At 63.5% G+C, this 21,722-nt stretch carries 25 protein-coding genes; 13 read left to right on the forward strand and 12 right to left on the reverse strand.

What is annotated here, in order from left to right; translation table 11 throughout:
• Positions 1-1,328 (forward strand): flavin-containing monooxygenase (locus tag HJO_RS18510; RefSeq protein WP_051617866.1); only part of this gene is annotated, 1,328 nt, incomplete at its 5' end.
• 4 nt (positions 1,329-1,332) lie between these two features.
• Here HJO_RS18510 and HJO_RS00010 read toward each other — a convergent pair.
• The 12 genes from HJO_RS00010 to HJO_RS00060 form a co-directional block, all read right to left on the reverse strand.
• Positions 1,333-1,812, reverse strand: coding sequence for a GNAT family N-acetyltransferase (locus HJO_RS00010; RefSeq protein WP_206741783.1), 480 nt, complete (start codon positions 1,810-1,812; stop codon positions 1,333-1,335).
• Between the two features lie 9 nt (positions 1,813-1,821).
• Positions 1,822-2,544, reverse strand: coding sequence for an SDR family NAD(P)-dependent oxidoreductase (locus HJO_RS00015; protein WP_035612309.1), 723 nt, complete (start codon positions 2,542-2,544; stop codon positions 1,822-1,824).
• A 21-nt stretch (positions 2,545-2,565) separates the two neighbouring features.
• Positions 2,566-4,017, reverse strand: coding sequence for an amidophosphoribosyltransferase (gene purF, locus HJO_RS00020; RefSeq protein WP_035612311.1), 1,452 nt, complete (start codon positions 4,015-4,017; stop codon positions 2,566-2,568).
• A 42-nt stretch (positions 4,018-4,059) separates the two neighbouring features.
• On the reverse strand, positions 4,060-4,605 hold the full coding sequence (locus HJO_RS00025) for a CvpA family protein (RefSeq protein ID WP_051617868.1): 546 nt from the start codon (positions 4,603-4,605) through the stop codon (positions 4,060-4,062).
• On the reverse strand, positions 4,598-5,980 hold the full coding sequence (gene radA / locus HJO_RS00030; protein WP_035612313.1) for a DNA repair protein RadA: 1,383 nt from the start codon (positions 5,978-5,980) through the stop codon (positions 4,598-4,600). The genes HJO_RS00025 and radA overlap by 8 nt, the downstream gene beginning before the upstream one ends.
• Before the next feature lie 9 nt (positions 5,981-5,989).
• On the reverse strand, positions 5,990-6,583 hold the full coding sequence (locus tag HJO_RS00035; RefSeq protein WP_035612316.1) for a hypothetical protein: 594 nt from the start codon (positions 6,581-6,583) through the stop codon (positions 5,990-5,992).
• Positions 6,584-6,663: 80 nt separating this feature from the next.
• A complete protein-coding gene (locus HJO_RS00040; protein WP_035612318.1) occupies positions 6,664-7,428 on the reverse strand; it encodes an ABC transporter ATP-binding protein in 765 nt (254 codons plus the stop codon).
• Positions 7,425-8,237 carry an MlaE family ABC transporter permease gene (locus tag HJO_RS00045; protein ID WP_422120062.1) on the reverse strand — a complete coding sequence of 271 codons (813 nt, stop codon included), beginning with the start codon at positions 8,235-8,237 and terminating at the stop codon, positions 7,425-7,427. The genes HJO_RS00040 and HJO_RS00045 overlap by 4 nt, the downstream gene beginning before the upstream one ends.
• Complete coding sequence (alr, locus tag HJO_RS00050) at positions 8,215-9,267, reverse strand: alanine racemase (protein ID WP_051617872.1); 1,053 nt, start codon at positions 9,265-9,267, stop codon at positions 8,215-8,217. The genes HJO_RS00045 and alr overlap by 23 nt, the downstream gene beginning before the upstream one ends.
• 32 nt (positions 9,268-9,299) lie before the next feature.
• A complete protein-coding gene (locus HJO_RS00055; protein ID WP_035612321.1) occupies positions 9,300-10,751 on the reverse strand; it encodes an MFS transporter in 1,452 nt (483 codons plus the stop codon).
• A gap of 91 nt (positions 10,752-10,842) precedes the next feature.
• Positions 10,843-11,034, reverse strand: coding sequence for a NepR family anti-sigma factor (locus HJO_RS18300; protein ID WP_156945353.1), 192 nt, complete (start codon positions 11,032-11,034; stop codon positions 10,843-10,845).
• Positions 11,035-11,243: 209 nt separating this feature from the next.
• Positions 11,244-11,603 (reverse strand): hypothetical protein, encoded by a 360-nt coding sequence (locus HJO_RS00060; RefSeq protein ID WP_035612323.1) that lies wholly within the window; start codon positions 11,601-11,603, stop codon positions 11,244-11,246.
• Between the two features lie 298 nt (positions 11,604-11,901).
• Here HJO_RS00060 and HJO_RS00065 point away from each other — a divergent pair, with 298 nt between their 5' ends.
• From HJO_RS00065 to HJO_RS00120, 12 genes are all read left to right on the forward strand, one after another.
• On the forward strand, positions 11,902-12,363 hold the full coding sequence (locus HJO_RS00065; RefSeq protein ID WP_035612325.1) for a DoxX family protein: 462 nt from the start codon (positions 11,902-11,904) through the stop codon (positions 12,361-12,363).
• A 75-nt stretch (positions 12,364-12,438) separates the two neighbouring features.
• Positions 12,439-13,641 carry a DUF2336 domain-containing protein gene (locus HJO_RS00070; RefSeq protein WP_035612326.1) on the forward strand — a complete coding sequence of 401 codons (1,203 nt, stop codon included), beginning with the start codon at positions 12,439-12,441 and terminating at the stop codon, positions 13,639-13,641.
• 95 nt (positions 13,642-13,736) lie between these two features.
• Positions 13,737-14,225, forward strand: coding sequence for a Na+/H+ antiporter subunit E (locus tag HJO_RS00075; protein ID WP_035612328.1), 489 nt, complete (start codon positions 13,737-13,739; stop codon positions 14,223-14,225).
• Complete coding sequence (locus tag HJO_RS00080) at positions 14,222-14,530, forward strand: MrpF/PhaF family protein (protein WP_035612331.1); 309 nt, start codon at positions 14,222-14,224, stop codon at positions 14,528-14,530. The genes HJO_RS00075 and HJO_RS00080 overlap by 4 nt, the downstream gene beginning before the upstream one ends.
• Positions 14,523-14,897 (forward strand): monovalent cation/H(+) antiporter subunit G, encoded by a 375-nt coding sequence (gene mnhG, locus HJO_RS00085; RefSeq protein WP_035612333.1) that lies wholly within the window; start codon positions 14,523-14,525, stop codon positions 14,895-14,897. Before HJO_RS00080 ends, mnhG begins: the two co-directional genes overlap by 8 nt.
• The gene (locus HJO_RS18580; protein WP_051617874.1) at positions 14,894-15,532 is read left to right on the forward strand and encodes a DUF4040 domain-containing protein; all 639 of its coding nucleotides are present in this window, start codon (positions 14,894-14,896) and stop codon (positions 15,530-15,532) included. Before mnhG ends, HJO_RS18580 begins: the two co-directional genes overlap by 4 nt.
• Positions 15,529-15,981: a Na(+)/H(+) antiporter subunit B gene (locus HJO_RS18585; RefSeq protein WP_035612336.1), complete on the forward strand. Its 453-nt coding sequence runs from the start codon at positions 15,529-15,531 to the stop codon at positions 15,979-15,981. The genes HJO_RS18580 and HJO_RS18585 overlap by 4 nt, the downstream gene beginning before the upstream one ends.
• A 3-nt stretch (positions 15,982-15,984) precedes the next feature.
• Positions 15,985-16,500, forward strand: a complete 516-nt coding sequence (locus HJO_RS00100; RefSeq protein WP_035612338.1) for a cation:proton antiporter subunit C — start codon at positions 15,985-15,987, stop codon at positions 16,498-16,500.
• Entirely contained in the window at positions 16,497-18,029 is a 1,533-nt protein-coding gene (locus tag HJO_RS00105) for a monovalent cation/H+ antiporter subunit D family protein (RefSeq protein WP_035612340.1), read from the forward strand. Before HJO_RS00100 ends, HJO_RS00105 begins: the two co-directional genes overlap by 4 nt.
• Entirely contained in the window at positions 18,026-19,534 is a 1,509-nt protein-coding gene (locus HJO_RS00110) for a proton-conducting transporter transmembrane domain-containing protein (RefSeq protein WP_051617876.1), read from the forward strand. The genes HJO_RS00105 and HJO_RS00110 overlap by 4 nt, the downstream gene beginning before the upstream one ends.
• Positions 19,531-19,971, forward strand: coding sequence for a hypothetical protein (locus HJO_RS00115; protein WP_051617878.1), 441 nt, complete (start codon positions 19,531-19,533; stop codon positions 19,969-19,971). The genes HJO_RS00110 and HJO_RS00115 overlap by 4 nt, the downstream gene beginning before the upstream one ends.
• Positions 19,971-21,719, forward strand: a complete 1,749-nt coding sequence (locus tag HJO_RS00120; RefSeq protein WP_035612342.1) for a Na(+)/H(+) antiporter subunit D — start codon at positions 19,971-19,973, stop codon at positions 21,717-21,719. Before HJO_RS00115 ends, HJO_RS00120 begins: the two co-directional genes overlap by 1 nt.
• Positions 21,720-21,722 lie beyond the last annotated feature (3 nt).

Here is a 21,722-nt window from a genome sequence, read left to right on the forward strand (position 1 = left end):
CCTGCCTGCAGACCGAGATCACGGGCCTGGCATGGGACGGCCAACGCAAGGTCTGGCTGGTCGAGACCGACCGGGGAGACCGCATGACGGCCAACCATGTCATCATGTCGAACGGGCCGCTCAACCGCCCGAAACTGCCGGGTATTCCGGGCGTCGAGACGTTCGCCGGGCACAGCTTTCACACCAGCCGCTGGGACTATGCCTATACCGGCGGCGACGCGTCCGGCGGGCTTGCAGGCCTCAAGGACAAGCGCATCGGCATCATCGGAACGGGGGCGACAGCGGTGCAATGCGTGCCGCATCTCGCCGAGGGCGCCAAGGCGCTCTACGTGTTCCAGCGCACGCCGTCGTCGATTGACGTGCGGGCGAACCGGCCGACCGATCCGGAGTGGGCAGCCAGCCTGGAACCCGGCTGGCACCGGCGGCGGATGGAGAATTTCAACACGCTGGTCTCGGGCGGTTACGAGCCGGAAGACCTGGTGATGGACGGATGGACCCATATCATCCGCAACCTGCTTTTCATTGCGTCGCAGGAAGGCAACCAGGATCTCGATCCGGCGAAGCTGGAAGAATTGGCCGAACTGGCCGATTTCCAGAAGATGGAACAGGTGCGCTCGCGGGTCGACGAGATTGTCACGGACGCCGCGACGGCCGAGGCGCTGAAGCCCTGGTACCGGCAGTTCTGCAAGCGGCCTTGCTTCCATGACGACTATCTCGCCGCGTTCAACCGGCCGAATGTCACGCTGGTCGATACCAATGGGCAGGGCGTGGAACAGATCACGGAGTCGGCGATCATCGCGAATGGTGAAACCTACGAGATCGACTGCCTGATCTATGCGACGGGGTTTGAAGTCGGCACCGAGTTCACGCGCCGGGCCGGCTATGATGTTGCCGGCGAGGGCGGGCGTCTCCTGTCGGACCATTGGGCCGACGGCTATCGCAGCCTGCATGGCGTGCATGTGAACGGGTTCCCGAACCTGTTCGTGATGGGCACGGTGCAGGCCGGGTTCACGGCGAACTATCCCCACCTGCTGGACGAGCAGGCCCGCCACATCAGCTATATCATCGGCGAGGCTGCCCGCCGGAAGGCCCGCACGATCGAGGTGACGCCCGAAGCGGAAGCTGCTTGGGTCGCCGAGATTGTCGACAATGCCCGACTGCGCGAAAGCTTCTTCGAGGAATGCACGCCGGGTTATTACAACAATGAGGGCAAGCTGAGCGACCGGGCGCGCCAGAATACGGCCTATGGCGCAGGCTCGAACGCCTATTTCGCCATTCTCGACCGCTGGCGCGAGAGCGGCGCGATGGAGGGGCTTAGCCTCAGCTAAGCGGTCATTCGTCGAGATTGAACCGCATTTCGGTGATGTGCGACGCGAACCCCGCCTTTTCGTAGGCGCGAATGGCTGGCGTATTCTCGCTGTAGACGGTCAACTGGATCTCCGGAAGGCCCTTCGCCCGCGCCCAATCGAAGAGGTGGTCGAGAAGGCGCTTGTTGATGCCTTGCCCCCGATGCTCGGGCACGACGTACATGAAGCCGAGAAAGGCAAAATGCATGTGCTTCAGGTAGTCCCTGGCCGATCGCTTGTGCGCATAGCCTGATGCGATGATGACGCCGCCCGCCTCGACCACGGCCACTTCCGCGTCGTCGGAATCAATCAGGGCGCCGAGGTCATAATAACTGATCGGGTCGGGTTTGAGCGTATGATCATATGGCCGCTCGGCTGTTATGATCCCCTGTTCGAAGGCTTTCAGGACAGGCAGGTCCGCCTGGCTGGCAGAGCGAACGGTCAGGCCTGTATCAGCGGGCGGCACGGCCTGGCCTCAAGCGGTTGTAGCAGCGATTTCGCGATAGCGGATGCGTTCGCCGGTCCGGGATTCTTCGGCCGCCACGAGCTTGACCAGTTCTGCGGCAACCTGGTCTGCGGTCGGCAGCGTCATCGGATCTTCGCCGGGGGCGGCGGTGGCACGCATTTCGGTGCGGGTGGCGCCCGGATCGAACAAGTTGACGCGCAGCGCCATTTTTTCGGTCTCGTCGGCCCAGCCGAGAATCATGGCCTCGAGCCCGGCCTTGGACGCCTGGTAGGGCCCCCAGAATGCGCGGGGGTGGGAAGCGACACTCGAGGTCACGAACACGGCCCGGGGCGCGGCGGCCTGGTGCAGCCAGGGGGCGAGCGCGGCGATCAGGCGCCAGTTGGCGGTGAGGTTGACCTCGATCGTTTCCTCGAAACTGCGCCGACCGCTGGTTTCCAGCGGGCCGAGGGTGCCGAGCACGCCGGCGTTGCCGATCAGGCCGTCGAGGCGGCCGAACTGATCGCCGATGACCTTGCCGAGGGTCTCGATGCCCTTGGCGTCCTTGAGGTCCAGCGGCACGAGGATGGCTTCGTTGCCCTCGGCGCGGATGGCGTCGTCGAGCTGTTGCAGTGCGGTCTTGGACCGGGCGACAGCAACGACCATATGGCCGGCGCGCGCGAGCTGGAGCGCAGCAGCACGGCCGATCCCGCGCGAGGCACCGGTAACGAGTATCAGTCTGGGGTGTTCAGTCATGCGGCGCGTTTAGCGCAGCGCTTACACATCGTCCAGCAGCGAGAGTTGCTGTTCCTTGTCGGATTCGTCGTGCTGGTGATCGACCAGCGCGGTCGGGTAGTCGCCGGTAAAGCAATGGTCTGCGAATTGCGGCTGCATGCCGTTGCGAACAGGTTCGCCAATCGCCTTGTAGAGGCCCGGAACGGAGAGAAAGCCGAGGCTGTCGACCTTGAGTTCACGCACCATTTCCTCATGCGTGTGGATGGCGGCGAAGAGTTCGGACTTGGCGGCCATGTCGATGCCGTAGAAATCCGGGTTCACGATTGGCGGGCTGGCCGAACGCAGGTGGACTTCCTTGGCGCCCGCTTCGCGAACCATCTGGACGATCTTCTTCGAGGTGTTGCCGCGAACGATGGAATCATCGACCAGGATGACGCGCTTGCCTTCGAGGACCGCGCGGTTCGGGCTGTGTTTCTTCGAGATTGCGGCCTGACGGCCGACATTGGTCGGCTGGATGAACGTCCGCCCGACATAGTGGTTGCGGATGATGCCCATGCCGAAGGGAATGCCGGAAGCCTCGGAATAGCCGAGCGCGGCAGGCACGCCGCTGTCTGGCACCGGCACGACAACGTCTGCCTCCACCATCGTCTCGGCCGCGAGATTGTGGCCCATGCGGCGGCGCACTTCATAGATGGACCGGCCCTGCACAACGCTGTCGGGCCGGGCAAAATAGACGTATTCGAAGACGCACGGGCTGGCCGTGCGCGGCGGGAAGGCCCGGATCGATTCAATGCCATCATCGGTGATGACGACGATCTCGCCATTCTCGACTTCGCGCACGAATTCGGCGCCGATAATGTCGAGCGCGCAGGTCTCGGATGCCAGGACATAGGCTTCGCCCAGCTTGCCGATCACGAGCGGACGCAGGCCGATCGGGTCACGCGCGCCGATCAGTTTCTTGCCGGTCAGGCCGACAAGGGCATAGCCGCCTTCGATCTGCTGAAGCGCGTCAACCAGGCGGTCGAGGAAGCGTGGCTTGGCGCTGCGCGCGACCAGGTGGAGGATGACTTCGGTGTCCATCGTGGACTGGAAGATCGCCCCTTCGCGCACCAGTTCGTGCCGCAGTTGACGGGAATTGGTCAGGTTGCCGTTATGGGCAACGGCAAAGCCGCCGAAGGAGAGGTCGGCGAAAATCGGCTGGATGTTGCGCAAGGTCGGCCGGCCTTGCGTGGAATAGCGGTTGTGGCCGATCGCGGCAAAGCCGGGCAGGCGGGTCCGCAGGTCGCCGCCGAAATGCTCGCCGACGAGGCCCATGTGGCGCTCGGACGGGAAGCGCTTCCCGTCAAAGGTGGTGATGCCGCAGGCTTCCTGACCGCGATGCTGAAGGGCGTGAAGCCCGAGCGCAGCGTAAAGACTTGCTTCGTTGTTGCCGTAGATTCCGAAAACACCGCATTCTTCACGGGGTTTGTCATCGTCATGATCGAATAGGATCATATGAGACCGGAGCCTCCCTCGTGCGTGACGGGTTCGTGACGTCTATAGGCCTGTTTCGGCCGTCGAGGGAAGGGCGGTTCGTGCATCCTGACCAACTTTCGTGGCATTCTCGTTCACATAATCAGCAACACTGCTGAGAGCGGGGTACACGGCAGCGTTCTGGATGAAGGCGGGAATCCTGCTCTCATCAAGGGCGAGGTGGAGGAGGACGACAAAGAATACAAGGGCGATTATGCCGCGGGCGACGCCAAAGGCCAGCCCGGCAAAATGATCGAACATGCCGATTCCGTCTGCGCCCTGGATGTTCTTCGACAGGCGCTGTCCGAACCAGGCAACAAGCACGTAGACCACGATGAAGGCGCCGACGACGAGTATTCCGTCCGCCAGCAATTCATGCGAGCCTTCGGGCAGCAGGGCCTGTAGCGGGTCATGCAGGAACTTGCGGGCATAGAAGGCAGCCGTCAGTGCGCCGATGAATGCGCCGAGCGTTGCAAGCTCTCTCAGGAACCCCCTGGCAAACGCCATGATGGCGGAAATGACGATAACAGCCACGGCGATGGCGTCGAAAGCTGTAACGGAATCAAGCATTCAGGGCGTCCGGGGCAAGTAGGTCCACAAGCTCGATAAGCCTCTTTATCGGGGTGATCGTCAAGCCATCGACTGTGGCCGGACTGCCTTCGGGCACATAGGCGCGGGTGAATCCGAGCCGTGCGGCTTCCTTCAGGCGCTGCTCGATCCGGGCCACTGGCCGGACGGCGCCGGAGAGGGCGACTTCGCCGAAGAAGACCGAGCGTTCCGGCGCGGCGGCGGCTGACAGCGAGGTCAGGAGGGCGGCGGCGGCGGCGAGGTCGCCGGCCGGTTCGCTGATACGATAGCCGCCCGCAACCGAGAGATAGACGTCCATCCCGGCGAGGCTGATGCCGCAGCGGGCTTCGAGTACGGCAAGCAGCATGGCGAGGCGGCCGGTATCCCAGCCGACAACGCTGCGCCGGGGCGTGCCATAGGCGCTCTTGGCGACAAGCGCCTGCACTTCGGCAAGGACGGGGCGCGAGCCTTCCATGGCCGCAAACACCGCCGCGCCGCCTTCGGCGCCGCCATCAGCCGACAGGAACAGGGCGGAGGGTTCCTTGGCCGGCGCAAGGCCGTACTGGTGCATCTCGAAAATGCCGATTTCGTCAGTCGGGCCGTAGCGGTTCTTCACCGCGCGCAGGATGCGGAACTGGTGGCCGCGTTCGCCTTCGAAATAGAACACGGTGTCGACCATGTGTTCGACCACGCGGGGGCCGGCAATCGTGCCCTCCTTGGTGACGTGGCCAACAAGAACGAGGGCGGCGCCGGAGCGTTTGGCCCAGCGTGTCAGTTCCTGCGCGCAGGCGCGGACCTGGCCGACCGAGCCGGGCGCGGCTTCAAGGCTGTCCGACCACATGGTCTGGATCGAATCGATCACGACGAAATCCGGCTGGGCCGCCTTGAGGGCGGACAGGATCTTGCGCAGGTCGGTTTCGGTGGCGAGCTGGACCGGGCTTTCGGCGACCTTCAGGCGCACGGCCCGCTCCTGGATCTGGGCGGCGGCCTCTTCGCCGGAGACATAGACGGTCTTCAGGCCGTTGCGGGCAAGGCGGGCCGCGACCTGCAGCAGCAACGTCGATTTGCCGATGCCGGGATCGCCGCCGATCAGCGTGGCGGACGCGGGCACCAGCCCGCCGCCGAAGGCGCGATCGAGTTCCTCGACCCCCATGACGATGCGCTGTGGCGCTTCAGTCTTGGCATTGAGGGCGACGAATTCGGTCTTGCTGGAGCGTTTGGTGCCGGATTTTGCCGGTGCGAGGCCACCGGGCACGGCGCCCACGGCTTCCTCGACCAGCGTGTTCCACTCGCCGCACCCATTGCACTTGCCGGTCCATTTGGAATGAACCTCGCCACAGGACTGGCAGACGAAAGCAGAGGTCGCGGTTTTGGCCATGCGCGCAAGCTAGGGCGTGTCGGCCGCGGGCGAAAGACCGTCAGCTGGCAAATCTCCCGATGCCGGCGGTACGCAGACGAAGGCGGGCACGCCGCCGGGCATCTTTCCGTCAGTCAGGCGCACGGCGCGGGCGGGGCCGCGGGCGTTGCCGGCGGTGAAGGCGAACGTGCCGTCCAGCACGTCGGCATTGCGCTGGTAGAAGGGCAGGTAGCCGGAGAACAGGCGCTTGGAGAGGGTCGGATGGAACTCGAAGCGGCCCGTGGAGGCGCGGCGGGCGCCCTCGAACCGGCCGGTCAGTGTGACCGAGTTGATTTCCTTGGTGCCGACGAGGCGGACCGGATAGCGCGCGGCAGCCGGAATGGGCTTGAACGCTTCCTCGATCTTCTCGCCATCGCCGACCACCGGGGCCGAGAGCGGGTCGTCCGACAGGAAGACGCGCCAGGCGAGGTGGAGGCCTTCATAGGATTCCAGGTCGGCCTCAACCGTGCAGGTGTCGATATGCCATTCGCCGTCGAGCCGGAATTTCTCGTATTGCAGCCAGCCGGTGAAGCCGAGCGAGAGCGCCGTGAACGCAATCGATACATACTTGATGAAGTCCATCATGGCATTGCTCCCCCCGCGGTGCCGTCAGGGAGCGTAACCCGGCGTTCCGCCGAGGCAAACCTCGCATTTCACCGTTGCTGTCAGATCGCCGGCTGGATCGGCCCGTCGGCGCGGCCGTGGACGAACTGGTCGACATATTCGTTGCCGCTGTGGTCGACATCGCTGGCCTTGCCGCGCCAGATGATCTTGCCCTCGAACAGCATGGCCACTTCGTCGGCGATCTTGCGGGCGGACGCCATGTCATGGGTGATCGACACGGTGGCGGCGCCCAGACTGCGCACCTGCTCGATGATCAGGTCGTTGATGGCATCGGCCGTGATCGGGTCGAGGCCGGTGGTCGGCTCGTCGAAGAAGATCAGGTCCGGTTCGGATATGATCGAGCGGGCCAGCGAGACGCGCTTCTGCATGCCGCCGGAAATCTCGGCCGGATAGAGCCCGGCGACATCAGAGCCGAGCCGTACCTTCTTCAGCGTGGCGAGGGCGCGCTCCTTGGCGTCACGGCGCTTGACGCCGTCAGCATGGATCAGGCGGAAGGCGACGTTTTCCCAGACCGTGAGACTGTCGAACAAGGCGCCGGACTGGAACAGCATGCCGACGCGGGCGCGCATGCGTTCGCGCGTCTTGCCCTTCGACTGGGTGACATCATGCCCGTCAAAGAAGACCTTGCCGGCGTCAGGCGTCATCAGGCCGAGCGCGTTCTTCAGCATGACCGACTTGCCGGAGCCCGATCCGCCGATCACGACAAGGCTTTGCCCGGGCGCAACATCAATGTCGACGCCGCGCAGGACTTCGTTGCGGCCGAATGATTTCACCACGCCTTCCAGTTTCAGGATGGGCTGGGTCACAGGCCAATCTCCACGAACAGGTTGGACATCACGTAATTGGACGCCAGCACGAGCACGGCGGCGCCGACCATGGAGAGGGTCGCTGCGCGGCCGACGCCGGTGGCACCAGCCTGCGACCGGTCACCCTGGTAACAGCCCATCAGCGCAATGACGCCGCCGAACACGACAGCCTTGATCAGGCCGACGATGATGTCTTCCGTCGTCACGAAATCCAGCGTGTTGCGCAGGTAGGTCGTGGAGTCGAACCCGAGGCTGTAGACGCTGACCAGCCAGCCGCCCATCACGCCGATAATGTCGGACGCGGCCACCAGGATCGGCAGGGTGATCAGGGCTGCGAGGAAGCGGGGGGCGTAGAGATAGCGATAGGGAGAGGCGGAGAGGGTTTCGAGGGCGTCGATCTGCTCGGTCACGCGCATGGCGCCGATCTCGGCTGAAATGCCGGCCGACACGCGCCCGGCCAGCATCAGGCCGGTGATCACCGCGCCGAGTTCGCGCGTGATGCCCAGCACGACGATGTTCGGCACGAACTGTTCGGCGCCATAGCGGCTGCCACCTGTGTAGATGTTGAGGGCGAGCGCCGCACCGATGAACACGGCCGACATGCCGACGACCGGGAAGGAATAGAACCCGATCCGGATCATCTGGCGCCAGATTTCGCCCCAGAACCAGCGCGGCGTGAAGGCTGCCAGCTTGACCCGGGCGGAGAAGACCGACAGCCGGCCGATCTCGGCGAACAGGCCGAGCACGCTGGCACCGATCCAGCGCAGGGGGTTGGGAAATCCGCTTTTATGCGTAGACACGTTCGACACGATTGCTGAGCCCTGTAAGTAGTTCATAGCCAAGCGTACCCGCGCGGGCGGCCTGATCCTCAAGTTTGGCATGCTCGCCGATGAATTCAACGCGCACACCGGCTTTTGCTTTGTCCTGTGCCTTTGTTACATCAATGATGGTCAGGTCCATGGAAATCCGGCCGACAACCGGACAGGCGACATCTCCGATATAGGCCAGCAGCTTTCCAGACCCGCTGCGCAGCAGGCCGTCGGCATAGCCGATGGAAACCGTCGCGAGCCGCGTGTCTTCGGTCAGTGTCTGCGTGGCGCCATACCCGACCGTTTCGCCTGCCTTCGCATCGGAGACGCAGAGGATTTCCGCGTCGAGCGTCACGCCGGGGCGGATCGTTACGCCTTCCGGCGGCACTGATCCGCCATAGAGGGCGATGCCGGGCCGGGTCAGGTCATAGCCCCAGCCCCGGCCGAGATAGCAGCCGGCGGAATTGCTGATGCTGGCCGGCACGTCGGCAAAGCTCTCGCAGATTGCGTCGAAATCGGCCCTCTGGCGGGCGTTCATCGGATTGCCGGGGTCATCGGCGCAGGCAAGGTGAGTCATCACCAGTACCGGCTGCAACTTGCGCAACCCGGCTGCGTCCTCGGCCGACAGGCCGCGGAAGCCGAGCCGGTTCATGCCCGTGTCGAACTGGATCGCACAACTGCCTTTCGGCGCCGTTGCCCATGCGGCCGCCTGGGCCCGGTTCGAGAGAACCGCCGTCAGCTGGGCGCCCTTGTATGTGCTGGCCTCGCCCGGCCGCGGGCCGTTCAGGACCAGAATGCGCGGGCCGAGCCCCAGTGCCTTTCGCAGCGCGAGACCCTCGGCCAGGTAGACGACGAAAAAGGTCGAGCAGCCCGCCCTCAGCAGCGCGCGCGCAACCGGCACGGCCCCGAGGCCATAGGCGTCAGCCTTCACCACTGCGGCCGTTGTCGTCCCGGGATGCAGGGCGTCCAGCGTCAGCCAGTTCGCGACGATGTTCGACAGGTGGATTGTGGCGCGCGGCATCGAATTCATGGCCGCCGATTTAGGACGCTTCGGGCCCGGTGTCACTTCTTCGCCGCATGCGCTTCCCAGGCAGCGCCTTTCATGTTCCAGACCGGCGTGAAGAAGATCATCCACAGAATGATCAGCGCCATGCCGCCAGCCGGAACGATGGCGATCTTCTGCGGGCCGAACAGGTCGACCAGCGCGCCCATCAGGGCTGCGCCGATGGGCGCCCCGGCCATGAATCCGAGCTGGTAGATCGACAGGACACGCGCCAGCTTTTCCTTCGGCGCGGCGTCCTGCACGATCGACCGGCTCATCGCGATCGAGATGCCGCCGGCCAGGCCCCAGGCGAACACGATGCCGAGAAAGGCCCAGTGGGGAATCTCCCACATCATGGCCAGGATGCTGCTGGACCCCAGCAGTTGCGCGATCAGCATGAGACGGCCCTGCCGCTTGATGCGCTTGAAGATCGACAGCACGACGGACGAGACAAAGGCGCCCATCCAGAACGTGACGAACATGTCGCGAATGCCGTCGGACCCAAAGCCGTAGACGTCCCGGTTGATGATTGGCAGCACGACAAGGAATGCGCCGATCACGAAAATGCCGACGCCAAACATCAGGGCCGTCATCGCCCAGAGCTTGCCGTCCGATCGCACGGCGCGGAATCCCTCGGCAATGTCACCGAAGGCAGCGCCCATGCCGCGCCGACCGGTGCGTACCTGCCGCCCCTTGGCGAGGTACAGCGCAAACATCGATCCGAACACGAGGATGATGCCCTGCGCCACCAGCAGCTTTTCCGCCGCGATCGGCCCGATTCCGAAGCCGCCCATCCATTGCGGCATCCGGGTCATCTTGTCAGCGTAGCCAGCCAGGATCAGGCCGGCGATCTGCGCCAGGAACTGTGCCATCGTGGCGAGCGTCACGCCGAGCTGGAGCGTCACGCCGGAGCCGACGCGCATCCGCCGTTCGACCACTTCGTTCACGATGGAATCCCGGGCCGGCATCATGAAGGCGCCGACCGTGCCGATCACAAGGCCGTAGGCGATCATCGCGGGATAGGACAAATGCCCCCGCGCAACCGCCAGACCGAGAATGAGGGCAGGCACAGCGGCCAGGAGATGGAGGATTATCAGCAGGCGCCGACCGTCCGCGCGTTCCGCGACAACGCCGCCCAGAAGAAGGAAAAGCACCGAAGGCGCCGACAGGGCCATATTGGCCAACCCGAGCGCCAGGCCGTCGAGATGCAGGTGGTTCTGGCCGGTGATCAGGTAGGGAAACAGCACCATCTGCAGGCCGAACGCCATGAACCAGCTGCACTGGACGAGCAGGTAGGCCGGCAATTCGATGCGCACGCCACGCCGCAATTGCCGGGCGCGCCAGTGTGAGGCGGTGGAGAGCAGCGATGCACCCGCGCCCATGGCTTCGCTGACGCCGCTGACCGGGGACGTCACGTCGCCAGCCGCGTCCTCGGCCATGTCGTCTACGAGTTCCTCGATGCGGTCTGTCATTCCTGCTCCCTGGAACAATCCCGACTGTAGGGATGCGGAGGGGGCAAGAAAAGGAAATTCCCCTCATGCGCAACGGGCGCTGGTGCCGCAGTCAGCGCCGCTTGTTTTCCGCCGAGCGGATATCCTGGAGCAAAGCCGCCAGCGTATCGGGCAGGGGTTCCTGAATCACGCTTTCGTATCGGGCGCGCAGGGCGGCGCGCAAATTCAGGGACAGGGCGTCGCTGCCGGTGTCTGACATGCCGTCGTGCACGGGCTCTCCCCAATTGTCGCTCTTGTCGTTCACGAGTGCGCCATTCCGTTCGTCCCCGCCGGGTCGTCTAGCGTTGATCGGTTGGAGACTCAACGCGCGAATTCGAATTTCGCAAAATGACAGGGCTAACATGTCCCAATGCGTGCAAATTGTACTGAATTCGGGCGGAAATGGTCTCAGGTCGAGCGTCTTGTGGCCTGTTCCGATCCAAGCCGGCCTGGCCGTGCACAGATGTGAAAGGCTTATTTCAGGATCGCCATCAGGTCGGTCAGCGGCATGTGGGCGATCGCATATGTGCCATCCTCATTGCGCGCCAGGTGAACCGGATGGACGCACGTATCGCGCACATCGTCGACATAGGCGACAAAGGCCGCTTCGAGTTCGTTCTCATCAACCGGGCCATTGGCAAACGCCGCGTCACGGTGAACGCGGCTTACGAAACCGGCGACAAGATTGAGGGCCTGCTCCGGATCTTTCACGACGAGAACGGCAACGGCGTGATAATGCGCGACAACGGCGTCGAGCGCATCCGGCAAGGATGCGTGGCGCCGGGCGCCAGTCCCGCTGGTGTCGGGCAAGATGGGTCGGGATGGCTTGTTCATGGTTGCGGTAGTTCCCTGAAAAATCATTCTCGCCTCTGTGGTCATCGTCCTCTGGCGGCCGCTGCGTTGGGGCATTCCCGGTGCTCCGGCCTGACCAATCAGTGGAACGGGTGGGATATCGGCTTTGTTCCGTCCACTTCGCACCTGCGCCGGCTGAGCGTGCGAGCGACAGGGGTGTACGGTCCGTTCCGTGACCGATTCGCCACACCTGATGCGCCAGTGTCAGTTGCCATCAGCGCCCCGGCTTTGTAGCGTCGTGGCGTGGCATCCTGCCTCAGCAAGCCATGGGTGGAGTAACATGAGACTGTTCCGGCATCTCGTCAGTTGGGCGTTGGCCCTGTTCCTGATCGCCATGTTTGTGCAGGCGACGATTCATCCTCTGCCCAATCCGCCTGCCGGATCGGTCAAATTCTTCGACCCGCCGGGGGAGAACATCATCTTCCAGACCATAGCCGAACGCTCCGGCCTGACGCTCTTCGAGCCTGCAGGGCGTGTCATGACGGGACTTCTGGAACTGGTGGCTGCGCTGTTCCTGCTATTGCCGATGACACGGCGGTTCGGTGCCATCCTGTCCACGATCGTTCTTGGGGGCGCTGTCGCGTTCCACTTGTCACCGTGGCTTGGCCGCGAGGTCCCGATTTCCCTTGATCCCGCAAGTACAGCTACAGATGGCGGCAGTCTGTTCATGCTCGCGATCCTGATGCTGGTGGCCAGCCTGCTGGTTCTGGTGGTGCATCCGGGCGCGCGGGGGCGCACCTGACATTTCCGGCTTATCGGCTACCCCTCGTTAACGGTTTACGGTCACTCTGGCGCGTACGTGCAACCGGGCCCGCATATGACTGTCCAGCAAGAGCCATTACAGCCACCGCGCATCGGACGCGCGCGGGACGCCCTTCTCAGGCGGCTGGTTGACCTTGTTGCCATGCCGGCATCGCGCCTGGCCCACCAGGATCGCAGCATGGTCGGCGATATCCTGCTGGACATGCTGTTCCACGCAACCGAACGCGAGCGCATGATGTGCGCCCACCGGCTGGCGGCGAGCCGGGAAGCGCCGCGGCGCCTGCTGCGCTATCTGGCCCAGTGCGAGTTCGAGATTGCCCAGCCCCTGCTGGAACAGAATGAAGCATTCGATTCATCGGACCTTTGCGAAATCGTCCAGGTGACAACGACCGAGCACCGCTTTGCCGTGGCCAACCGCAAGGTCGTGCCGCCCAGCGTCAGCGAAGCCCTTGCCGAGTACGGCGAGCTGCACGTCGTGCGCGAGCTGATCCTGAACGAGGGCGCCAGCCTGCCTGAACAGGCCGTCGACCGGTTGCTGGCACGCTCACGCGAAGAGGTGGAGTTGTGCCCGCTCCTGGTCGAACGCCTGGAACTCAGGCCGTCCCAGGCCATGGCGATGTTCTGGTGGTCCGACGGACTCACACGCCGCAAGATTCTCCAGCGCCACTCGGCCGACCGGCTTGAAGTCATCGAAACCTGCAAGGACGTGTTCGAGATGATGGCCGCCGAGAAATGGGCCGATCCGGTGGCGCGCAAGGCATTGCAGCTGATCGAGCGCCGCCAGCGCAACCGTTCGGCACTCGACCGCAGCGAATATGACAGCCTGGAAGGCGCCATCAACGCCGCCGCGATCGAGGGCATGAATCCCGAGCTGGCCCAGGAGATCGGTTTCATCAGCGGCGTGCGGCCCGTGACGATCGCAAAGATCATGTCCGACGCCGGCGGAGAGGGCCTGGCAGTCCTGTGCAAGGCCACCGGCGTGAAGCGCGACTTCCTGCCGGTGCTCTGGGCGGCGCTGCGGCGGCCGCTGGAAATCGAGGAAGGCCAGATCCACCCGCAATTCGCCATCGTCGCCGAAACCTACGAACTGCTCACCGTGGCGAAAGCGCAAACGACGCTGCGCTACTGGAACTGGTCGCTGTCGTCGGCCTTTTCGTCGCAGGCGTTGCGCGATGCCGAAGACATGGACACGCCTGCCAATGAAGAAGCCGCGTTCTCGACGTCACAACGCACCGCTCGACTGGTTTTTGGCAAATAGCTCCGGAAATTTCATGAAAGAGTCTTCCCAAGGCGTGCGCAGGCCATTAGGTCAGGCGTTCGTGAATCGGGTTGGTAAGGGAGCAAACGCGCATAGTGGCGTACTTTCTCGGGCTTTTTGTTGCACTCGTTGCGTTCTGGCTCGGCATGTCCGGTCATTACACGCCGCTACTCCTCTGTCTTGGTAGTGTTTCCGTCGCCCTCTGCCTCATCCTGGCGTACCGGCTTGACCTGATCGACAGCGAGGGATCGCCCTACGGCCGGATGCTCGGCTTCTCGCTTTATTTCCCATGGTTGATGAAAGAGATCATCAAGGCGAACTGGACCGTGATCCAGGCCTGCCTGCGCGCCGACCTCGATATCGCGCCGGCGCTGGTCAAGGTGAAATCGGTCTGTCGCTCTGATCTCGCCAAGGTGACGTTTGCCAATTCCATTACGCTGACACCAGGCACGGTCACCGTCGCCATCGAGGGTGACAAGTTGCTGGTCCACGGCCTGTACGAACAGGACTCCCAGCCAGAAGCGTTTGCCGAGATGGATCGGCGGTCAGCGCGTGCGATTGACGGGCGGGGTGCCACGACATGACCGCCGCCGCACTCATCGCCATCCTGCTCGGAATGGTCCTGCTTTTGATTCGCACGCTGCTCGGGCCGACGCTGTATGATCGCGTGCTCGCCGTGAACTCGTTCGGCACCAAGACCGTGCTGGCGCTGGGCCTGCTCGGCTTCGTCATGGGCCGGCCGGAATTCCTCGACATTGCGATCCTCTACGCGCTGATCAATTTCGTTTCGACCATCGCGATCCTCAAGTTCTTCCGCTACCGCTCGTTCCAGGTGCCGCTGACGGGGCGTACCGGCACAGGTGGCCAGGGAGGCAAGCGCAATGTCTGATTTCATCGCCAACCTGCAGGCCTGGTTTGAAGTGGTCCGCTACCCCGCCGGCGCGGCGGTCAGCCTGGCTGGCGCGCTGCTTTGCATGGTCGGCACGATCGGCGTCATGCGCTTCCCCGATTTCTACACGCGCCTGCACGCAGCCAGCATCACCGACACATCCGGCGCGACGCTCGTGCTGATCGGCATGGCGCTGATGGCGCCGGGCTGGCTGATCGTGGCGAAACTGCTGACGATCTTCCTGTTCATGTTCTTCACCAGCCCGACTGCCTCTCACGCCGTGGCCAATGCGGCACACACTGCCGGCCTGCAGCCGCTGATCGGCCCCATCAATGGGCGCCGGAACCGTGAGGAGGACAGCCAATGAGCGATCCTGTTCAGGCCGATATCGGCCTCGCGCTGGTCAATATCCTGCTGCTGGGCATCCTGTTCGTGGTGGCGCTCTCGATTGCGCGCATCCGCAGCCTGTTCGCCATCGTCATGCTTTCCGGCGTCTATTCGCTCGTGTCGGCTGTCTGGTATGTCGTGGTGGATGCTGTCGATGTTGCCTTTACCGAAGCGGCAGTCGGTGCCGGCATGTCGACCGTTGTCCTGCTGGGCGCAATGCTGCTGACCTCGCGGACGGTCAAGCCGGACAAGAAATTCGCCAGGCTTGGCCCGGCGCTCGTGGTGATCGCGACAGGCATCATGCTGATTTACGCCAGTGTAGACCTGCCGGCGCTGGGCGATCCGACATCGCCCGTCAATACCGGCGTCGGCCTCACCTACTTGCAGGTCAACTGGGCCGACACGGGCATTCCCAACGTCGTGACCTCGGTTCTGGGCAGCTACAGGGGCTACGATACGCTGGGGGAAACGTCGGTCGTGTTCATTGCCGGCCTGGCTGTGGCCCTGCTGCTCGGTTTCGGCGAGCGCTCCCTGGCCGATTCCATCCGCAAGGGCGATCGCCTGCCAACGCCGCGCGAGTCCGAGCCGGCCAAGGATGAGGACGACGCGTCATGAACAGCGACCACCACATCATCCTCCGCGCTGTCTCGAAGATGCTGATCCCCTTGATCATCCTCTACGCGTTCTATGTGCAGTTCCATGGTGATTTCGGGCCGGGTGGCGGCTTCCAGGCTGGCATCATCATTGCGGTTGGCATCATCCTCTACGCGCTCATTTTCGGCGTGCCGGCCGCGATGCGCGCCGTGCCGCCAGTGTTCACGCGGTCGCTCGCGGCAGTTGGCGTCATCATCTATGCCGGCGTCGGCTTCTGGGCCCTGTTCAGCGGCGGCAACTTCCTTGAATACCAGGCGCTCTTCCACGAGCCGCCGGGCGAACATCACGGCCAGCATATCGGCATCATGGTCATCGAGATCGGCGTCCTCTGCGGCGTCGCAGGCGCGATGCTCACGATCTTCTACGCGTTTGCCGGCCGTGTCGCTGAAATCAGAGATAAAGACTGGTAATCCATGCTGGAATTCTTTCTGGAACGCGCAAACTACTGGGCGATCATCGGGCTGATGATGATCGGCCTGTACATCACGTTTGCCAGCAACAACTTCATCAAGCGCCTCGTCGGCATCTCGCTGTTCCAGACATCCGTCTGCCTGTTCTATGTCACGCTCGGCAAGATTGCCGGCGGCACGGCGCCGATCCTGTATGGCCCTGATGCCGTGGAGCATGGCGGTGGCCATGCCGGCGAAGCCGTGCACCATGCCGTTGCCGTGCCGGGCGGCCATGCGATGGGCAATATCAGTGCGCCGGTCGAACTGGTGAACATCTATTCCAACCCGCTGCCGCACGTCCTGATGCTGACGGCGATTGTCGTGGGCGTTGCAACCTTGTCCGTGGGGCTTGCCCTGATCGTTCGTATCCGCGAGGCCTATGGCACGATCGAAGGCGATGAAGTCCGCGCAATCGACCTTGAAACGGCGCTTGCACAGGAAACCGAATTGGACGCCCAGTTGGGCGAGGCGGGCGCATGATCGATCTGTTGCTGAATTCCGCGCCGGCCTGGGCCCTTACCCACGCGGCGCCGCTGATGATCATGGTGCCGCTGATGCTGGGCGCCATACTGGCGCTGGTGCCAAGCGGCCGGATCGCCTGGATCGTCAGCATCGTGGCGACCCTGTCATCCTTCCTGCTGTCTCTCATCCTGCTGGGAATCGTGCAGACGAACGGCACCGGCATCGTCAGCTATGCCATCGGCAACTGGGCGCCGCCGCTGGGCATCGAACTGCGCGTCGATGCGCTGAACGCGATGATCCTCCTGCTTGTCGCCTCGATCGGCCTGCTGGCGTCGATCTTCTCCTGGCCGACGGTGGAATCGGAAGTCCGCAAGGAAAAGACGTCCCTGTTCTATTCGGCATTCCTGCTCTGTTTCGGCGGGCTTTGCGGCGTCGCGATCACGGGTGACGCGTTCAACCTGTTCGTCTTTCTCGAGGTCAGCTCGATTTCGACCTATGTGCTCGTCGCGCTCGGCGCAGGGCGCGACCGCCGGGCGCTGCCGGCAGCGTTCAACTACCTCATCATGGGCACGATCGGCGCGACCTTCTTCATCATCGGCGTCGGCTTCCTGTATGCCGCGACCGGCACGCTCAACATGGCCGACATTGCCGAGAAACTGCCGGCGGTTTCGGGCAGTCGCACGGTCCAGGCGGGCTTTGCGTTCATCGTCGTCGGGCTTGGCCTGAAGGCGGCCATGTGGCCACTGCACCAGTGGCTGCCGAATGCCTATTCCTACGGCCCGAGCTTCGTGTCGATGTTCCTGTCGGCGACCACGACCAAGGTGGCGCTATATGCGCTGATCCGCTTCCTGTTCAGCGTGTTCGGGCCTGAATTCTCGTTCGAGATTGCCAGCTTTACCTACCTGTTCATGCCACTCGGCATTGCCGCCATGGTGGCGTGCAGTTTCCAGGCCGTGTTCCAGAACGATGTACGCCGCGTGCTGGCCTATTCCTCGGTCGCCCAGGTCGGCTACATGATCCTTGGCCTGTCGCTCGGCACGGCAGACGGCCTCAGCGCCGGCCTGTTCTACCTGCTCAACCACGCGATGATCAAAGGCACGTTGTTCATGGCCGTGGCCGGCGTCGTGCTGACCTACAAGGGCACGACCATTCGCGATTTTGCCGGCCTTGGCCGGTCGGCGCCATGGACGATGACCGCCTTTGCCATTGCGGCCCTGTCACTGATCGGCATGCCGCTGACCGCGGGCTTCCAGTCCAAGCTGCAGCTTGGCTATGCCTTGTTCGAGCATGGCTGGTGGTGGGCCGTGCTGCTCGTCGTCTTCTCCAGCGCCCTGGCCGTGATCTACATGGGGCGCATCCTCGAGGCCGTGTTCTTCCAGCCGCCGGCCAATCCGCGCAAGACGCGCAAGGAAGCACCGATCGTGATGCTGGTGCCGCTTTGGGTCATGGCGCTCGCGAACATCTATTTCGGCATAACCACCAAGCTGCCGCTCGACCTCGCGCGTGACGCCGCCGCTGCGGTCTTCGGCATGGGGGCAGGACGATGAGCCCGGACATGTTGATTTTCGCCGCCCTTTGCATCCCGCTGCTGATGGCCATTGGCATCGCGGCAGCCGGGCGTTTCCCGAACGTGCGCGAATCCGTCACGATTGTCGGGGCGTTCATCCTGCTCGGCGTCGTGATTGCGCTGGTTGCCGACGTGGCGCGTGGCGGCGTGCCGGCACTCGACCTGGGCGAGGCGGCACCGGGCCTGTCCTTTGCGTTCAAGCTGGAGCCGCTCGGGGCGCTGTTCGCGGTCGTTGCCAGCGGTCTCTGGATCGTCAATTCCTTCTATTCGATCGGCTACATGCGGGGGAACCGCGAGCGTAACCAGACGCGTTTCTACATCTGCTTTGCCCTCTCCATCTTCGGCGCCATGGGCATTGCCATGGCCGGCAACCTGTTCACCCTGTTCGTGTTCTATGAAGTGCTGACGCTGGCGACCTATCCGCTGGTTGCCCACAAGGGCGACGCGGCGGCCAAGCGCGGTGGACGCATCTACCTGCTGACGCTGCTGGGCACATCGATCGGCCTGTTCCTGACGGCCGTGATGTGGACCTGGGTGCTTGCTGGGCAAAACCTCGATTTCGTGCAGGGCGGCCTGCTCGCAAATGTCGAGATGAGCCCGGTTGTAGCGACCTCGCTGCTCCTGCTGTTCGTCTTCGGTATCGGCAAGGCGGCGCTGATGCCGGTCCATTTCTGGCTGCCGAACGCCATGGTCGCGCCCACGCCCGTTTCAGCCTTCCTGCACGCGGTTGCTGTGGTGAAGGCCGGCGTGTTCGCGGTGATGAAAGTGTCGATCTACATTTTCGGGACAGACCTGCTGTACGCCACGCCGGGGCGTGAATTCCTTCTCGGGGTCGCCTGCTTCACCATCATCGTGGCGTCCCTGGTGGCGATGACAAAGGACAACCTGAAGGCCCGGCTGGCCTACTCGACGATTGCACAGCTGGCCTATATCACGGCTGGCGCCATGCTCGCGAACCAGGCCGGCTTCCTGGGGGGCAGCCTGCAGATCGCGGCCCATGCGGCGGGCAAGATGACCCTGTTCATGTGTGCAGGCGCGATCTATGTCGCCACCGGCGCCACCAACATTTCCGACATGCGCGGCCTTGGTCGGCGCATGCCCTGGGTGTTCATCGCCTTTCTTGTCGCCTCGCTGTCGATCATCGGCATTCCGCCCATGGCGGGCGCGTGGCCGAAATACGAGCTGTTGCGCGGCGCGATCGATGGTGGGAACGGGTATGTGGTATGGGTCCTGATCGGGTCGTCCATGCTCAACATCGCCTACCTCCTGCCGATCCCCATTCTTGCCCTGATGCCGCCGCCCGGATCGCCCGAGCCGAGACCGTTCAAGCGGCCCGGCGGCGCGCCTGCGCTGACGGTTGCTGCGCCGGTCTTCACGGCGATCCTTTGCGTGGTGCTCTTCTTCACCATAGGTGACATCGCAGACTTCCTTGCGCCCGCCCTCGGTGGGGCAGCCCAGGCCGTCATGACAGGAGGCCAGCCATGAGCAATGATAGCCCTGACGGTCGCGACACAGCGGGCCGTTTCATGAAACAGGCTGCCGAAAAGGCCCATCAGCTGCACACCGTCTCCGACGACGGCATGCATCCGATGGCGAAAATCCTGTTCGGCTGGACAGAGACGAAGCATATCGGCGCAATCATGTTCTGGGGCCTTGGCGTGTTCGGGGCCGGCCTGATCATCCTCGACCTTGTCGTCAACCGGCATGACTATTTCACGTTCGCCAATTCGACCGGGTTCTATGGCCTTTACGGTTTTGCCTGCTTTACCTTCGTGGTGCTGATGGGCTGGCCGTTGGGCAACCTGCTGCGCCGCAACGAGAATTACTATGGCGATGCCGGCGGCCCACCCGCCGATGTTGACCCGGACCTGCCGGAAACGCCCGACCTGCCGTCGCACCCAGACTATGAGGGGGATGAGTGATGTCTGCCATGCTCGCTGCCCTGAATCCCGGCTGGTTGCTGATCTTCGTTGGTGTCGTCGCCATGTTCCTGCCGGCGCGCCGCATCCGGCAGTCGCTGGCGATTGGTGCGCCACTCGTCGGCATCTTGATGCTGGCCCTTGCCGACCAGAACGTGAACCACCTGACGGCCAGCGTGCTCGGGCTCGATCTCGTGCTCTACCGCGTCGACGGGCTCAGCTTCGTGTTCGGCCTGGCCTTCCTCATCGCGGCATTGTTGAACGCCATCTACGCCTGGCATACCGACGACCGGATCCAGGACGGCATGGCGCTCGCCTATGGTGGCGCGGCGATCGCAGCCGCCTTCTGCGGCGACCTGATGACCCTGTTCGTTTTCTGGGAAATCACCGCGGTGACCTCGGTCTTCATGGTGCTCGGCGCCGGAACGCGGGCATCCTATTTCGCGTCGATGCGCTATCTCGGTATGCAGATCCTGTCCGGCGTGCTGCTGCTGGCAGGCATCGCCTATGTCTACCATGACACTGGCGATATCGGCCTGCAGGTGTTCGAGGACCTGGCCCAGCCCGGGGCCATGCTGATCTTCATTGCTTTCGGCATCAAGGCGGCCTTCCCCTTCCTGCACAACTGGCTGCAGGATTCCTATTCCAAGGCGTCCGTGGTCGGCGCGGTCGTGCTGTCCGCCTTCACGACAAAACTGGCCGTCTATGCCTTTGCCCGCATGTTCCCCGGCCAGGACTCGCTGATCTGGATCGGCGCGATCATGACCTGTTTCCCGGTCTTCTTCGCCGTCATCGAGAACGACCTGCGCAAGGTTCTGGCCTATTCGACCAACAACCAGATCGGCTTCATGATCTGCGCCATCGGCGTCGGTACGCCACTGGCCATGAATGGCGCGGTCGCACACGCCTTTGCCGACATCATGTTCAAGGGCCTGCTGTTCATGTCGATGGGTGCGGTCCTTTACCGGACGGGCACGACCAAGGCGTCCGAACTGGGCGGTCTCTTCCGCTCGATGCCGTGGACGACGCTGTTCTGTCTTGTCGGCGCGCTGTCGATTTCGGCCATGCCGCTATTCTCGGCCTTCGTGACCAAGTCCATGATCCTCAGCGCCGTGGCCCATGCCGGCCTGCCGATCATCTGGTTGATGCTGATGTTCGCTTCTGCCGGTGTGCTTGAGCACTCGGGGATCAAGATCCCGTACTTCGCGTTCTTCGGCCATGACAGCGGCAAGCGCGTCAAGGAAGCACCATTCAACATGCTGCTGGCCATGGGCATGGCGGCGTTCATCTCGATCGCAATCGGCATTCCCGCCCTCATTCCGGGGCTCGGCTATGAATGGCTCTACAACCTGCTGCCATACCGTCAGGAGGCGATGACCTACCAGCCATTTACCTTCGATCACGTGCTGACCCAGATGCAGTTGCTGGTGCTCGCGACATTCGCCTTCGTGCTGCTCAAGCGGTTCAACATCTACCCGCCCGAGAAGCGCGGCGAGATCCTGGATACCGACTGGGCCTATCGCCGCGTCGGCTTCAGCATGGCCAATTGGGCAGGCACGGTCTGGGGCAAGGTGGGGCCGGCGATGACGAGCGTGTTCTTCAAGCTTTCCAGCAGGGCCTATGACCGGATCGAAGCAACGTTCAGCCCGCGCGGCGAACTGGCCCGGGGCGGCCTGACCGGCGCGATGGCTGTTTGGACCGCTGCATTGCTCGGACTCGTCCTGTTACTTGCTTTCATCTCGGTGCGCTAAGCA

Source organism: Hyphomonas johnsonii MHS-2, assembly GCF_000685275.1.
GTDB classification, from domain to species: domain Bacteria; phylum Pseudomonadota; class Alphaproteobacteria; order Caulobacterales; family Hyphomonadaceae; genus Hyphomonas; species Hyphomonas johnsonii.